The following is a 14,543-nucleotide window of genomic DNA, read 5'->3' as shown; positions in this document are numbered from 1 at the left end:
CCCGCCCGGCCGTACCGCGAGACCAATCCGTCATCGAAACGAGCAACAGAAAAGCGCGGCCTCACAGGGCTGCGCGTTCGTCTCGCGTACGGCGAGCATGCTCCCTAGAGATCGAGAACGAGATCGCTTAACGGAACTCCTCGGCATGTGAACACCGTGTCCGAATCTTCCGGTATCGCACCAGAGAGTTGCCTCGTGCTTCCACTTAGAACTTGCACAGCACAGCTCTCGCACTGTCCGACCCGACAGCCGCTAGGGGCGCGTATGCCCAAGCGCTCAGCGCATTCCAGCAGTGTCCCGTCTTTCGGAGACCATTGGAAAGAAACGCCGGATCGCTTGAACGATATCGAGCAGGGGCGCAGGCTGCCATCAAGCGTGTTCGTCGGTGAGATGAAGACTTCGTTATAGACGTCGAATTTTGGTACCCCGAGCGATATCAAGCCCTTGACCATGGAGGCGACCATTGCATCCGAGCCGCATAGATAGAAGCGCGCACGTTTCGCGACCAGCGAGGGGTCGATTCGTGCGGCATCCAGGCGACCGGTGACATGAAAGTCGCTTCCCAGGATGTCTGAAGCGCGTGGCTTGCTATAAAAATTCCTAACGGTCAGTCGCGGCCACCGCTTTTCAAGGGCGCGCAGCCGGTTCTTGAAGGCGTGCTCCGATCCGTTTCTGTTGCCGTACAGCAGGGTCACGAAAGGTATTTCATCGCCATCACCGAGCGAATTAAGAAGACTGATAAACGGGGTAATGCCGATACCTGTCGCGATCAGGACCAGCGGGACGGAAGACACCGTCGGCATCGTAAAAGCGCCACTCGGAGCCTCGACCTCGACCGTATCTCCGATCTTGAGGGCCTCATGTATGAGAGAGGAGAGCGAGGTCCCGGGCTCAGCGGCGCCGGCCAACGAGCGGCCCACGCAGATCGTGTAGTCCAGGCGATTTTCGACGTTGGCCGCTCCGGTCAATGAATAGGCTCGCGTCAGCAGTTCTCCGGTGTCGGGATGCGTTAGTCTGATACGAAGGTACTGTCCGGGTTCGTAATCGGGTAGGGCGTCGACTTCCTGCGGCGACAGCGAGACAGCCAGGGCTGCGTCCGATTCCCGATGCAGATGCGACACGGTGAAACGCCGGAATCCAGGCCACGAGCGGTTCTCCAAATCATCAACACACCTGACGTTGCAGGCGACCGCACGATGATTGACAGAACCGCTGACCGGATCACGTCGCTCGGCAGACACGAGGGCATTAAAATTGGAACTGGCCGCCCCCGACAGCGGGTAGGCCCGCTTACCGAGCGGTTCACAGGCCTCCCACCATCCAAACTCGGCGGCCAGTACGTCGGATGCAAGAGTATTGTCGATCTCGGCCACGAAACGCGTCAGCCCATAGCGGCTTTCGACTTCGACAGTTTGCCCGTCGCCGATGTTCTTCAGGCGCGCTGCACTGCCATGCAATCGGATCGTTGGTCGGCCGGCACGCCGCCTTAGCGAGGCGATCCCGTGATGCTGACTATGGCAGTAGACGCCGTTCTTCATGCTAATCAGAGTAAACGGGTAGAGCGAGCGATTGACGTCCTCATCTAGGTGGATCGGTACAGGCGATTGGCGATTGCGAAACAGCAGTTCCGAATAAAGCTCGACTCGTCCTGTTTCGGTTTGGAAGCCGGCCACGTGGCCTTTGGCATCCACGTGTGCGTATTTGCGCGCGGTATGTTCAATTGGACGAACGATTTGGCCGCTATTCGCTCGCAGGTCTTCGACAGTGATCCCGAGAGGCGCCAGCATGTAGTTCCAACCAGCGTCTATGTCGCCGTCGAAGAATCTGTCTCCCATGCCCATGCGTTTAGCGAGGGCAAATACCATCTCCAGATCGGAGCGCGCTTCTCCCCGTGGCGTCACGACGGCTGGGCGCAACTGAACTAAATTCTGTGCGGTTTCACTAATGTTAAAACCGAATCGTAGGCCTTCCCGCTCCCAAGGCGTGCTCGCAGGCAACAAGACGTCGGCATAACGAGCGACCGGGGTCTCGACGATGTCGCTGTGGACGTAGAATTCTACAGCTTCCAATCCACGGCGAATTTCATCGGTGTCTCCCTGCGTGAGCAGATGGTTGGATCCGAAACCCACTAACGCACGGATCGGATAAGGATCGCTCGTCACGATGGCGCGGTAAACGTCCAGCGGCTTCACGCGGCCTTCGGCCGCAGGTCCGAGCGGGCGGATGTCACGTCCGAGAGTCTTGGCCGATTGCGTCTTAGCGAGGAGAGCGGTGGAGTCGACCTTGTTCACTGGCTGCTTGCCATAGATGCGGTTGCCGCCGATTTCATCGAAGCATCCGCGAAGGGCGTAGAGCGTGGCGACTGCGCGCTCAGTTTGAGTGGCGTTGCTGCCCTGACCAATGCCCGTCCAAGAGTGGTAGGCAATTTTATGATGGCGCGCCATGAGCGATGCCGCGGCTTTTAGCTTTTCGCGCGGAACCCCGGTTATCTGCTCGACACGTTCGGGCGTCCAATTCGCACAGGCGCTCCGGAAGTGATCAAAAGCAGGCCTGCACGTGATCGCTTCACCATGAGGACCCGGAACTTCATACCGTCCGGTTAAAGCCAATCGGCGAGCGATATCGACGTCGAGCAGGCGGGTCGTGTCATAGATGTAAGGTTTACCGGCCTGGACGTCCCACGCGACAAATTGCTCGGCTGACGTGTCATTTTTGTAATTCGGAAGATCCCGCGCTCTTAGAAACAGTCCGTCGGACTCGCGGACAAGCATCGGCGAATTGGTCCATTGCCTAAGAAACTCGAGGTTGGCTCCTCCTTCCTGGATCAGGAGATTGGAGATACCTAGCGCCAAAGCCGCATCAGTGCCGGGCCGAACCTGGAGCCACACGTCAGCGTCGGCGGCGAGGGGTGTGGCTCGCGGATCGACGACGATCATGGCTGCACCATTCGCACGGCCACGCGCGATCGCATCTGCTTGAGCGAGCCAAGTGCTGGTCGGATTGTGACCCCAGAGGATGATAAGCCCGGCATGTGCATAGTCGGCGGCCGGCATGCCGACACCGAACGTGAACCGATGCGCGACATCCCGATGCCAATTGCAAACGTCAGTGGAGCTCGCGATGTTCGGGCTTCCAAATAAGCGGACGAATCGATCGATCCATTCGATGCTATCGGCGATACCGGTTCCGCTTTTCGTCGTTACAGCAAAAGCGACGCCTTCGGCCCCGTAATGCTCTCGGATATCGAGTAACTTTTCGGCACACAGATTGAGCGCCTCGTCCCAGGAAATGCGTACCCACCCAGGATCGGGATCCGTCTTAGGCCGCGTGCGGCGCGTCGGATAGAGGATCCGATTATTTGCAGCCACAATCTCCGGACCAGCCCTTCCTTTCGGACAAACGGCGTATCCAGTGGGATGGCTGGCATCATTTCGCACAGCGACCAGCCGGTCGTTCTCGACCACATTGATCGTTCCGCATTGCGAGCCGCATAGCGTACAGAAGCTTCGAACCTCACCCATCGTCTGTTTTCCGTAGCGTAGCGCACCTCTGGAGAGCTCCTGCCACAAACCGATATTTCGGAACATAGAAAACGGTCGCGGCGACGTATGGGCCGGTCAAGCGCGCCAGCGGACATGTTGACCGACGAAATCTTCCGCAATCTTATGTGTAGTTGACTATTTGGTCAACACGTGTAGAAAGCAACCGCTAATAAGAAACAAGAATCGAATTGGGAGTTGATGCCAGTTTTGGCCGGATCTTCGTCAGGAGGGTGATGTGAGCAAACTTCGACTGTTTCTGTTTTTCCTGGTGGTTTCGTTAGGCGCGCACTGTGCGCCTGTGCTCGCCGCCGAAAAAGTCCAGGCTTTAATCGGCATACGAAACATGGATGAGTCGCAGGCGCCTTTCATCGTCGCGAAATATCTGGGTTATTTCAGCAAGGAGGGGCTCGATGTCGATCTGCTGAACGTCGGCGGGTCAAATGAGATCGCCATTCAAGTCGGCTCTGGCAACGCGAATATTGGCGTAGCCAGTCCTTCGCAAGCCGTGATCAGCATGCAGGAGAATGTGGCGGCGTCCTTGGACGTTCGCTACTATTATTGTTTTTCTTATAACAATATCTGGACGATGTCCGTGCCGGAAGGCAGCAGCATCAAGACGATCGCGGAGCTCCGAGGAAAGAAGATTGGTGTCCCATCGTTTGGAAGCGGCGGGCTCACTTACGGCAAGGCTTATGTGCGTTCAGCCGGACTAGATCCAGACAAGGATGTTACATTTATTCCGATCGGGTCTGGCTCCCAAGCTGCGAGTGCCATTCGGCAAAAAGTTGTCGACGCGGTCGCGTTTTGGGATGTTGCCGACGCTCGGTTCGAGCTCGCCGGCCTCCGACTAAGGAATCTTGATATCGGCGAAAAATTTGAAGCGTTGCCGGACCTTTCGCTCCTTGCAAAAAATGACACCATTAAAAACAATCCGAAAATGCTGATCGGATTTGCACGAGCGGTGTCGAAGGCGGTCGATTTTACACGCGTCAACCCGGCGGCAGCGGTTCTCATCACCTGGAAAATGTATCCCGAGAGCCGTTCGAAGGAGGCTGATCCTCAGAAGGCTCTCTCTGAAGGGCTAAAGATTCTCCAGGTACGAAGCCCCAGTTGGACGAGTCCTAAGACCAACGGCAAGAACGGACTCTTTCTTAAAGACGATTGGAAAAGTTTGAGCGATTTTCTGCTGGCAGGAGGGCAGATAGCCAAGCCCGTGCCGACCTCGCGAATATATACCAATGACCTGATCGATCAGATTAACGACTACGATCGTAACGCCATCGTCCAACAAGCGAAAAATTTTGACCTCGGATCCATTCGTTGACCGAGCTGTCTTGGAGCTTGCGATGCGCCCTCCAGCCTGCGCGCATCTATATGCGTGCAGGCGCGGTGGAAGGAATATTCAGCAAGGGCACTGATTAGGCAAAGTCTCGATGCAACATAGCTACAACACGATTGTGATAAACTGTTGAAATCGCCTCACGGAAAGCGGCTTCCTAAACCGTAGGTCGGAAGTTCGGGTCTTCCCCGGGATCGCTAGCACATTTTTGAGTGTTCTTTCCGTCCTGATTGATCACGGGCCCGCCGCTAATGCCTCTCGACGAGCCGGTAAGCCGTTTTCCATCTGCTGCCGCAGTGGTGCCTACCGGAATGATGCCGGATCCAACCGCGCAATCGACTTTCGCGGCAACACGACAGAAATTTTCTCCGGTGCTTGCGCCGCTTTTCCCCGCATCGATACGATGGCGTTTGCGTCACCATGCCGGAAGTCGGCATAATGTCCGTACGTCCGATGTCGTCCGAAGAAAATTACGGGAAAGCCGCCAATGACAATCATCGACTCTCAGGTTCATGCCTATGAGGCGAATACGCCCAAGCGCCCCTGGCACATCGTGCCGAACTGGCCCGATCACGCAACGGGTGACGAGATGGTGACGGCGATGAATGAGGTCGGTGTCGACGGCGCGATTTTGGTCTCGCCGTATTCGATGTACCGCTACGACGGCAGCTACGCCGTGGACGTGCAACGGGCTCACTCCGGCCGGATGGCCATCGTCAAGCCGGTCGATCCCGACGATCGCAACGTCGCCGATGTCATTGCCGACTGGAAGAAAACGCCCGGTACGGTTGGCATCCGTATCATGCTAACCAGGGAAGATCAGCGTGATCCCAACGACCCCGGCCTCGACCGGATCCTACGGGAAGCCGTACGTCATGACTTTCCCGTCAATATCCTTTGCTGGGACAATCTGGATGCCGGCATTGCGTTGATCGACCGCCACCCCGATGTCCGGTTCATTCTCGATCATCTCGGCATCATGCAACTGCCGCAGCAGCCCGCGCCGCTGGATCCCTGGGCCGATCTGCCGAAGGTGCTCAAGCTTGCGGAGCGCAAGAACGTCGTGATCAAGGTGAGTGGTGCTTGCACGCTGTCGCGGCAACCATATCCATTTCCGGATATCTGGGATCCGCTCGCCCGCGTGTTTGACGTCTGGGGTTTCGATCGCTGCCTGTGGGGCACCGACTGGACGCGGGCGATCACCATTGTCAATTACGAGCAGGCCGTTGAATGCTTCCGCACCACCAGCCGGATCAGCGAGGCAGAGCGCGCGATGCTGATGGGCGGTGCTTGTGCGAAGGCTTACGGATGGTCTCCGACGAAAAGCTAGCGTGACCGGCCAGAGATGATCTCGCTTTGCCGGGATCAGACCGCTTCTGCAAATTGGCTCGCCAGCGCACTGTGGTCGGTCAGCCACGTCGCGGCGTGCCGCTTGGCAAACTCCAGCGATTTGGCGAATTCGATGGCGCCGAATGGACGGCCAAAAACATGCGCATGGACGGTCAGATCGAGACAGAACGGCTTGCGGGATATGCCGTCGACATTCTCGAGAATTCGCTGCAACACGCGCGTAAAGGCCTCCGGTTCGTTGCCGTATCGGATGTAAAGCGGCATGTCGTTCACTTCCATCGTGAACGGCACCGCCATCAATGAGCCGGCAGGGGTCTTGAGCAGGTACGGCAGGTCGCTATTGAAGATATCGCCGTGCCACGCAAAGCCTGCTTCGGCCAGCAATTCGGACGTGCTTTGGCTTGGCGTGCAGCGTGGGCTTATCCAGCCGCGGGGACGCTGGCCGGAAGACAGCTCGAGCGCCTTGAGGCACCGCAGCAGATCTGTCTTTTCTTCCTCGCGCGTCTGATAGGCGGGCACGATGTTCTGGCCCCAACTATGTGCGGCGATGTCGTGTCCGGCAGCGACGATCGCTTTCATCAATGGCTGATATCGTTCGGCCAGGATGCCGCTGACATAGAACACCGCTTTGACACCAGCGGCGGCAAGTATGTCGAGCAGGCGCCACGCACCAACCTCGGGTCCATAGGCCGCCCAGGACTGCCCTTGCAGGTCGAGCACGCCAGATTTCAACGGATTGCCCATCGGCCCGATGCCGGGCGCGCTGTCGTCGGTCCAGCCTTCGAGCATGACGCTGACGGAGAGCGCGATTTTTCGCTCGGCGGGCCAATTGCGGGGCAGTGTCGATGCCGTCATGACGATCCTGATTTTCTCAGTTGTGCTGGATACGAGGCAGGCGTCAGGCGACGCGATTTTCTAACGTGCCGATGCCTTCGATTTCGCAGGTGACGACGTCGCCAGACTTCAAGAAGTGGGGCGGCTCCATCGCATATCCCACGCCTGACGGCGTGCCGGTGGCGATGATATCACCCGGCTCCAGCGTCATGCCTTGGGAGAGATTGGCGATGATACGGGGGATCGAGAAGATCATGTGCCTGGTATTCGAGCGTTGCCGAACTTCGCCATTCACGCGCAATTCGATATTGAGCGCTTGCGCATCCGGGATGTCTGACTTGAGCACGACACCCGGGCCAATTGGGCAACTGCCATCGAGGCCTTTGCCTTTGAACCACTGGTCATGGCGGCGCTGCAAATCTCGCCCGGTGACGTCGTTGATAATCGTGTAACCAAAGATGTGATCGAACGCCTTGTCCATCGGGATGTCGCGGCCGCGTGTCCCGATAATGAGACCAAGCTCGACCTCATAGTCGAGCTTCTCGGTCACGCCGACATGCGCGGGAATCAGCCCACCATGCGCGATAACGGATGTGGGCGGCTTAGTGAAGAATTGCGGGAATTCCGGCAGTTTGGCTTCGGTCCCGCGGGCACGGTAGCCTTCGTTGACATGTTCGACATAGTTGCGGCCGACGCAGAACACGTTCTTCTGTGGCCGAGGGATCGGAGCCATCAGCCTCACATCAGACAGCCGATAGATGGCCTCCTTGAAGCTGCCGGCTTGTGCCTGAACGAGAAGGCGTTTGACTGCATTGATTCCGGCATCTCCTGCTTGGATCAATGTTATCAGGTCTTCGAAGATCGCGCCGTGATCAGCAGCGGCGCGCTTAAGATCGAGCACGGCGCCATCGCTGATCAACGCCCCAAGCTTTACGGAGCGGTCATGGTCAAACGTCACAAGTTGCATCATGGGTCTCTATCGGTGACTGCAATGGGCAAGGAGGAGTGAGTTCATTCGTGACGTCACCGGCCGGCGTCAACTGAATTTCAGATCCAGCAGATGCGCGGCGTTTTTGCCCAGGATCGCAGCCTTCTGGCTGTCGTTCAGACTTTCCGTCGCGAACACATGGTCTACGGGGTGCTCTTCCCAAGGAATCGGTTGGTCGGTGCCGAGCATGATCTGGCTGGCGCCGACTTGAGCGACGAGATGCCGAAGCGCCTCCGGCGTGAATACCAAAGAGTCGAAATACAACTGATTAAGATACTCGGTCGGCTTCTTTTTCAGTTGAATCGTCGGATCGCAATTCTGGGGCGAGACGAAGCATGCGTGATCGGAGCGCGGCGCATAAGACGGCAAATAACCGCCGCCATGAGCCGAAAGCACCTTGAGTTTCGGAAACTTATCCAGAACGCCTTCGAAAATGAGTTTCTGAAGCGCAATCGTGGTGTCGAGCGGATTTCCCACAACATTTGCCAGCCAACCATTACCCTTGAAGCGGGACGCCAACTCTCCGAGCCGGTACGGATGGATGAACAGCGTGGCGCCAAGTTCTTCGGCTTTCGCCAAGACCGGGTGAAATTTAGGATTGGCGAAGTCGACGCCTCCCACATTCGCGCCGATGGCAGCGCCTTTGAGGCCCTTTTTCTTGATCGCGTCCTCGAGTTCCTGCACGGCGAGGTCGGGATGGTGCAGTGATAGAGAAGCGAATGCGGCAAAGCGATCCGGATGCGATGCGCAAAGCTCGGCAAGCTTTTCATTGTTGATCTGGACGATCTTGGCCGAAAGGTCGCGATCTTTTCCATACCAGTAGGGGTTGATCGACAAGACCTGCATGTCGATGCCCATAGCATCCATCGACCGCAGGCGGTTCTCCACCACGATAAAATGCTCTTGCTGGCCCTTGGTCGGCGGCAAGATGCGCGCGACCGCGTCACCCATCAGCTCGAGCGACTCGTGGAACAGGCAATGCGCATGGACATCGACTGTTCTAATGCGCTTGCCGCTGACCATCACGGGTAAACGGCGCGGCGCATGGTGCTGCGCGCTCGCGGCATCGAGCATTCCGCAACTGCAGAAGGCCAGGCCGCCTGCAAGGCCCTTCATAAACGTGCGGCGTGTGGTCATGACGTCAGCCCCCCGTAATTGAGCCGCCCTTGCGGGCAATCTCGGCCGATCTTTTTATGTGAGTCCGTTTGTCGAACCGTCGATCGAAGCAGTGTTGGCTTTCGCTTGACACGGTCCCGACGAACGACTTATTGAAACGATCGTTCGTTTTAGTCAAGGGATACGATGGCCCGCGTCTCAGCTTTCGCGAAATCGTTAGATGACGCACCCGGCAAATTGTCGGTGCGTCAGCGCTTGATGGATGCGTCGGAGCAGTTGTTCGCCGAGCATGGTTGGAACGCTGTCAGCATTCGAACGATCGTTACGGCGGCGGGGGTCAATCTTGCTGCGCTGCATTATTATTTCGGATCGAAGGAGCAACTGCTCTCCGAGATTTTCACCGCCCGTGCAAAGCCGATTGCCGAAGAGCGCGTTCGCTTGTTGTCGGAGATCGATCTCGACAATGCACCGTCGCTCGAGCGTATTCTGGAGGCATTCCTCAGGCCGGCTTTGACGATCGGATCGGACGAACGATTTGGCGGTCGTGCGTTCGTCAAGCTTCGCGCCCGGTTGGCGACGGAGCCCGAGCAAGTCAGCCGCCGCATTTTGTCGAGTGCGTTCGATGAATCGAGCCGTGAGTTTCTTGAAGCTCTTGCGCGCGCTCTGCCTGATCTTCCGAGAGAAGATCTGGAATGGCGTTTCCATTTCATGCTGGGCACGATGTTCTATACGATGGCAGACGCCGGTCGCATTCAGTCACTGACCGGTGGACGTTGCGATCCCGGCCGCGTGGAAGACGCGCTTGCGCACATCATTCCGTTTCTCGCCGCTGGCTTTCGATCGAAGCCGGACTCCAAACCCACGACGACAGCAAGACGGCGACCCAGATGAACGAGCATGGGTCTGCGATCGATCCGGTTGCCCCTCGCTGACTCATCACATGAACTCCCGCGGCAGCTTGAACCGACGCGGTGCGGCCAAAATATTCGCGCAGGCGAAAGCCTAACGACAAATAAATCACGGGGGCGAAGACCCCGATTTGAGGAGAGAACGCTATGCTGAGACAACATTCCGGCGGCCTGTCACGGCGCAACATGTTGCGCGCCACGGCGTTTGCCGGCGCTGCGGCGATGGGGCTATCACCACGCGGCGCGAGGGCCGCTAATTATCCCGCGCGACCCGTCAAGATCATCGTTCCTTTCGCGCCCGCCGGCCCGACCGACATCATGGCGCGCTTTGTCGCTGCCAACCTGGGCAACGCAATCGGCGGTTCGGTCATCGTCGATAATCGTGCGGGCGCCGGCGGCAATATCGGAATTGGCGTGACTGCACATTCCGAGCCGGACGGCTACACGCTGCTCATCACCTCGAGCGCTTATGTCGTCAATCCCGGCCTCTACGCCAAAATTCCCTACGATCCTTACAAGGATTTCACACCGATCGCCGAGTTGGGGACGTCGCCAAACGTATTTCTCGTAGATCCCAAGCTCGGGATCAATTCGATCGAGGAACTGGTCGCGCGCGCCAAGGCCGAGCCAAATCTTCTCAACTACGCAAGCCCTGGCATCGGCACGACGCCCCATCTGTCTGCCGAATTGCTCAAGATCAACGCCGGCATCAACCTGACTCACGTCCCGTTTCCGGGTGCAGGCCCTGCAATTCAGGCCATTCTCAGCGGAACCGTCCAAGTCTGTTCGGCGTCGCTGCCTCCGGCGCATCCACACATCCAGAGCGGTGCACTTAAGGCGCTGGCCCTCACCGGCGCCAATCGATGGTTCGACCTGCCGAACGTGCCCACCATGATCGAGGTCGGCTACAAGGATTTCATCGCTGATACCTTTCAGGGCTTTCTTGCGCCGGCCAAGACGCCGCCCGAGATCGTGCAACTGCTGGCAACGAAGGCCGTTGCGATTCTCAAGGATCCGAAGCTTGCTGAGAAGTTGCGCGACAGCGGCTTCGAGGTGATCGCAAACGGTCCCGAAGGAATGCAGAAGCGGATCAACGACGAAGTGCCGAAGTGGCGCGATATCGTCAAAAAGGCCGGTATCAAGCCCGTCTGACGATCGGACATCTCTTGCGTATTACTGATATCATCGAGAAGTCCGTTCCCGTCGCGTCGACAATGCGGAATGCAGCGTTCGATTTCTCCGAAATGACGACGTCGGTCGTCGCAGTGGTGACCGACGTCGTGCGTGGCGGCAAGCCAGTAATTGGTTATGCCTTCAATTCGACAGGCCGCTACGCGTGCGGGGCGGCGATGCGTGCGCGCTTCGTGCCTCGCATTCTGTCGGCCGAGCCGGACTCATTGCTCGATGATGCCGGCATCATTGATCCAGGCAAGGTCATGCAGCGCATGATGATGCGCGAGAAGCCGGGCGGCGATGCCGAGCGCTCGGTCCCGATCGGCACGATCGAGACGGCAGTGTGGGATGCTGTCGCGAAGATTCTGGATCGGCCGCTTTGGCACGTTCTCGCCGAGCGTTTCGCCAGTGAGGCCTTGCAGAAGGTGCCGTGTTACGTCGGCGGCGGATGGTACAAACCGAAAGATGACCTGGCGGCCCTGCATGACGAAGTCAGGCGTCATCTCGGCGACGGCTATACTCATCTCAAGATCAAGGTCGGGGGCGTTTCGATCAAAGACGATCTTGTACGGATCGAGTCCGCGATTTCGCTGATTGGCGCTGCGGAGCGTCTTGCTGTGGATGCCAATGCGGCGCTGTCGGTGGATCGTATGCTTGGCTATGGCGAAGCGCTCGCGCCATTTGGTTTGCGCTGGTTCGAAGAGCCGTGCGGCCCCCTCGACTACGCTTCGTTCGCGCGGCTGGCGGAATCATACGGCGCCCCGCTTGCAACGGGTGAGAACCTGTTCTGCCAACAGGACGTGGAGAATCTGTTTCAGTTCGGCGGGTTTCGCAAGGATCGCGACATCCTGCAGGTCGACCCGCCACAAGCCTACGGCGTCACAGCTTACGCTCATATGGTCGCGCGTGTCGAAGCGCTGGGCGGTTCACGTCAACGCATCTTTCCCCACGGCGGCAACATGATGTCGTTTGCGCTCGTTGCAGGCCTCGGCCTCGGTGGATGTGAAGCCTATCCCGGCGTCTTTGCAGCCTTCGGCGGCTTTGCCGATGGCATGAACGTTCATGACGGCGAAATCACCGTACCGGACTATCCCGGCATCGGTTTCGAGGCCCAGCCCGCGCTGTATCAAATCATGCGGGGGATCACCGATGTCTAATGCTCACACGGACTACAGGTCGTCATGATCATCACGGACCGCAATCGCGACTATTATGCCGGCGCTTTGATGGCCATGATCGGCGCCGGTACGGCGTATCAAGGCAGTCAGTATGGCATCGGGTCGCTGGCGGCGATGGAATCGGGTTTCTTTCCGACCGTGCTTGGGGTCCTTCTGGTTCTCGTCGGAGCTGCGATTGCAGCGACCAACGGCAAGGCCGGTGAGGCGACGATAGGGTTGGAGAATGCGCAACACGGCGCACCGGCCGCGGTGGACTGGCGTTCCTGGATCGCGATCATTGCCGGCGTCTGCCTGTTCATGGCGTGCTCTGAGTATCTCGGGCTACTTCCCGCGATCTTTTCGTGCGTTTTCGTCTCGGCGATCGGCTCCCGGGCGACGAGCTGGAAGCAGGCATTCGCGCTTGCGATCGGTGTGACCGTGTTCGGCGTGCTGCTGTTCGGTTATGGGCTGCAAGTCCAGATTCCGATTCTGCGAGGATTTTGAGATGGTCACGACCGGCTTTGTCGACTTGGTTCACGGTTTCGGAATCGCGCTCGAGCCGCATAACCTCATGTGGTGCTTTCTCGGCGTGCTGATCGGCAATCTGGTCGGCGTCCTGCCCGGTATGGGCGTACTGTCGTCCATTTCGATCTTGCTGCCGCTGACCTTCTCGATGCAGCCGGTTGCGGCTTTGTTGATGCTCGCGGGCATCTACTACGGCGCGCAGTATGGCGGCGCGATCTGCTCGATCCTGCTCAATCTGCCGTGCCATCCGCCTCACGCGGTCACCTGCCTCGACGGTTTTCCGATGACCAAGCAGGGACGTGGCGGCGTCGCACTCGGCGTGACCATGATGGCGGCGATCTTCGGCGCCGCATTCGGCATCATTCAAATGATCTTCATGGCGCCGTTCATTGCCAGCATCGCGTTCAAGTTTGGTCCGCCCGAAATCTGTTCGTTGATGCTGCTGGGGCTTCTGGCCGGATCTACCCTCGCGAAAGGCTCTCCGCTTAAGGGCATCGCGATGACGATCTTCGGCATCATTCTCAGTCTGGCCGGTACCGACGTCAATACGGCCAGCGAGCGATTCACGTTCGGGCTGATCGATCTGGCCGACGGTTTCGAACTGGTTGCCGTGTCGCTTGGTCTGTTCGGCATCGCCGAATTTCTCAAAAGTGCGAACAACTCCGCTCCGGTGAATACGACCTATGCGAAGCTCGGCTGGCGCGATCTGCGCCCCGCGCGCGCCGACATGAAGGCTGCGGCATTTCCGATTTTGCGCGGCACATTGATCGGCTCGCTGTGCTCGATGATCCCCGGCACCGGTCCGACGATTGCTTCCTTCGTCGCCTACGCTGCGGAAAAGAAGGTCTCCAAAACACCCGAGCGATTTGGACATGGCGCGATCGAGGGGGTTGCCAGTCCCGAAGCCTCGACGCATTCGGCCGTTCAAGGCGATTTTATCCCGACGATGAGCCTCGGTATCCCCGGAGACGCGGTCATGGCGTTGCTCATGGGCGCTTTGATGATCCAGGGTATTCAACCCGGGCCACGCCTGATCGTCGAACATCCCGACATCTTCTGGGGATTGATCGCCAGTTTCTGGATCGGCAACATCATGCTGGTGTTCCTCAACGTCCCGATGATCGCCATCTGGGTCAAACTGCTGACCGTTCCTTACCGCTATCTGTATCCGACAGCGTTGTTCTTCGTCTGTATCGGTGTCTTTGCGTCGCGCAACGACATGTTCGACGTCGGCGCAACACTGGTGTTCGGCATGTTCGGCTATCTGCTGATCAAGCTGCGGTTCGAACCGGCGCCGATCCTGCTCGGATTCGTTCTCGGGCCGCGCCTCGAAGAGAATTTCCGTCGTTCGCTGGTGCTTTCGCGCGGCAGCCTGCGGATATTCACCGACCATCCGATCAGCGCGACATTCCTGGTGATCTCGGTTCTGCTCGTCGTGGTGCAGGTCTATGCCCGGTTTCGCAAGATCCAACCGCCGACCGTGATCCCGTCCGCAGCATTTGATTGAAGCGGCGCCTGCGCAGGCTGCGGATGTTGGCGCGCGCACCTGGTGTTGCGCATGACGCAAAGGTGCCGAGGCTGCTCGTTGAGCGCCTCGGACGCTGGGCCTGA

11 protein-coding genes are annotated in these 14,543 nt (G+C 58.4%); 7 read left to right on the top strand and 4 right to left on the bottom strand.

The genetic code is table 11. From position 1 onward, the window contains the following. Positions 1-104 precede the first annotated feature (104 nt). Complete coding sequence (locus ACP0KA_RS08705; protein ID WP_424631524.1) at positions 105-3,521, bottom strand: molybdopterin-dependent oxidoreductase; 3,417 nt, start codon at positions 3,519-3,521, stop codon at positions 105-107. A gap of 256 nt (positions 3,522-3,777) precedes the next feature. Here ACP0KA_RS08705 and ACP0KA_RS08700 point away from each other — a divergent pair, with 256 nt between their 5' ends. Together ACP0KA_RS08700 and ACP0KA_RS08695 are read left to right on the top strand one after the other, a co-directional pair. Next, entirely contained in the window at positions 3,778-4,866 is a 1,089-nt protein-coding gene (locus ACP0KA_RS08700) for an ABC transporter substrate-binding protein (protein ID WP_424628417.1), read from the top strand. 502 nt (positions 4,867-5,368) lie between these two features. Beyond that, complete coding sequence (locus ACP0KA_RS08695) at positions 5,369-6,211, top strand: amidohydrolase family protein (protein ID WP_424628416.1); 843 nt, start codon at positions 5,369-5,371, stop codon at positions 6,209-6,211. A 35-nt stretch (positions 6,212-6,246) separates the two neighbouring features. Here the strand turns inward: ACP0KA_RS08695 and ACP0KA_RS08690 are convergent, their stop codons facing one another. The 3 genes from ACP0KA_RS08690 to ACP0KA_RS08680 form a co-directional block, all read right to left on the bottom strand. Continuing rightward, positions 6,247-7,086: a polysaccharide deacetylase family protein gene (locus tag ACP0KA_RS08690; protein WP_424628415.1), complete on the bottom strand. Its 840-nt coding sequence runs from the start codon at positions 7,084-7,086 to the stop codon at positions 6,247-6,249. Positions 7,087-7,129: 43 nt separating this feature from the next. After that, complete coding sequence (locus tag ACP0KA_RS08685; protein WP_424628414.1) at positions 7,130-8,035, bottom strand: fumarylacetoacetate hydrolase family protein; 906 nt, start codon at positions 8,033-8,035, stop codon at positions 7,130-7,132. Between the two features lie 66 nt (positions 8,036-8,101). Next, complete coding sequence (locus ACP0KA_RS08680) at positions 8,102-9,190, bottom strand: amidohydrolase family protein (protein ID WP_424628413.1); 1,089 nt, start codon at positions 9,188-9,190, stop codon at positions 8,102-8,104. A gap of 165 nt (positions 9,191-9,355) precedes the next feature. Between ACP0KA_RS08680 and ACP0KA_RS08675 the strand changes: the two genes are divergently transcribed. From ACP0KA_RS08675 to ACP0KA_RS08655, 5 genes are all read left to right on the top strand, one after another. Next, positions 9,356-10,060 (top strand): TetR/AcrR family transcriptional regulator, encoded by a 705-nt coding sequence (locus ACP0KA_RS08675; protein WP_424628412.1) that lies wholly within the window; start codon positions 9,356-9,358, stop codon positions 10,058-10,060. A gap of 164 nt (positions 10,061-10,224) precedes the next feature. Further along, positions 10,225-11,229: a Bug family tripartite tricarboxylate transporter substrate binding protein gene (locus ACP0KA_RS08670; protein ID WP_424628411.1), complete on the top strand. Its 1,005-nt coding sequence runs from the start codon at positions 10,225-10,227 to the stop codon at positions 11,227-11,229. 14 nt (positions 11,230-11,243) lie between these two features. After that, positions 11,244-12,407, top strand: a complete 1,164-nt coding sequence (locus ACP0KA_RS08665) for an enolase C-terminal domain-like protein (RefSeq protein ID WP_424628410.1) — start codon at positions 11,244-11,246, stop codon at positions 12,405-12,407. Positions 12,408-12,431: 24 nt separating this feature from the next. Further along, on the top strand, positions 12,432-12,911 hold the full coding sequence (locus tag ACP0KA_RS08660; RefSeq protein ID WP_424628409.1) for a tripartite tricarboxylate transporter TctB family protein: 480 nt from the start codon (positions 12,432-12,434) through the stop codon (positions 12,909-12,911). A gap of 1 nt (position 12,912) precedes the next feature. Then, positions 12,913-14,439 carry a tripartite tricarboxylate transporter permease gene (locus ACP0KA_RS08655; protein WP_424628408.1) on the top strand — a complete coding sequence of 509 codons (1,527 nt, stop codon included), beginning with the start codon at positions 12,913-12,915 and terminating at the stop codon, positions 14,437-14,439. The last annotated feature ends 104 nt before the right edge of the window (positions 14,440-14,543 follow it).

It is taken from the genome of Bradyrhizobium sp. SYSU BS000235, assembly GCF_049747295.1.
Taxonomy (GTDB): domain Bacteria; phylum Pseudomonadota; class Alphaproteobacteria; order Rhizobiales; family Xanthobacteraceae; genus Afipia.
The sequence above is the reverse complement of the archived record's forward strand: the minus strand, read 5'-3'. Positions and strand labels throughout refer to the sequence as shown.

Excerpts from the sequence above, each read along its gene's own strand:
- ACP0KA_RS08660 (WP_424628409.1), top strand. The coding sequence starts at position 12,432 with ATGATCATCACGGACCGCAATCGCGACTATTATGCCGGCGCTTTGATG.
- ACP0KA_RS08685 (WP_424628414.1), bottom strand. The coding sequence starts at position 8,035 with ATGATGCAACTTGTGACGTTTGACCATGACCGCTCCGTAAAGCTTGGG.
- ACP0KA_RS08655 (WP_424628408.1), top strand. The coding sequence starts at position 12,913 with ATGGTCACGACCGGCTTTGTCGACTTGGTTCACGGTTTCGGAATCGCG.
- ACP0KA_RS08705 (WP_424631524.1), bottom strand. The coding sequence starts at position 3,521 with ATGGGTGAGGTTCGAAGCTTCTGTACGCTATGCGGCTCGCAATGCGGA.
- ACP0KA_RS08695 (WP_424628416.1), top strand. The coding sequence starts at position 5,369 with ATGACAATCATCGACTCTCAGGTTCATGCCTATGAGGCGAATACGCCC.
- ACP0KA_RS08680 (WP_424628413.1), bottom strand. The coding sequence starts at position 9,190 with ATGACCACACGCCGCACGTTTATGAAGGGCCTTGCAGGCGGCCTGGCC.
- ACP0KA_RS08670 (WP_424628411.1), top strand. The coding sequence starts at position 10,225 with ATGCTGAGACAACATTCCGGCGGCCTGTCACGGCGCAACATGTTGCGC.
- ACP0KA_RS08690 (WP_424628415.1), bottom strand. The coding sequence starts at position 7,086 with ATGACGGCATCGACACTGCCCCGCAATTGGCCCGCCGAGCGAAAAATC.
- ACP0KA_RS08675 (WP_424628412.1), top strand. The coding sequence starts at position 9,356 with ATGGCCCGCGTCTCAGCTTTCGCGAAATCGTTAGATGACGCACCCGGC.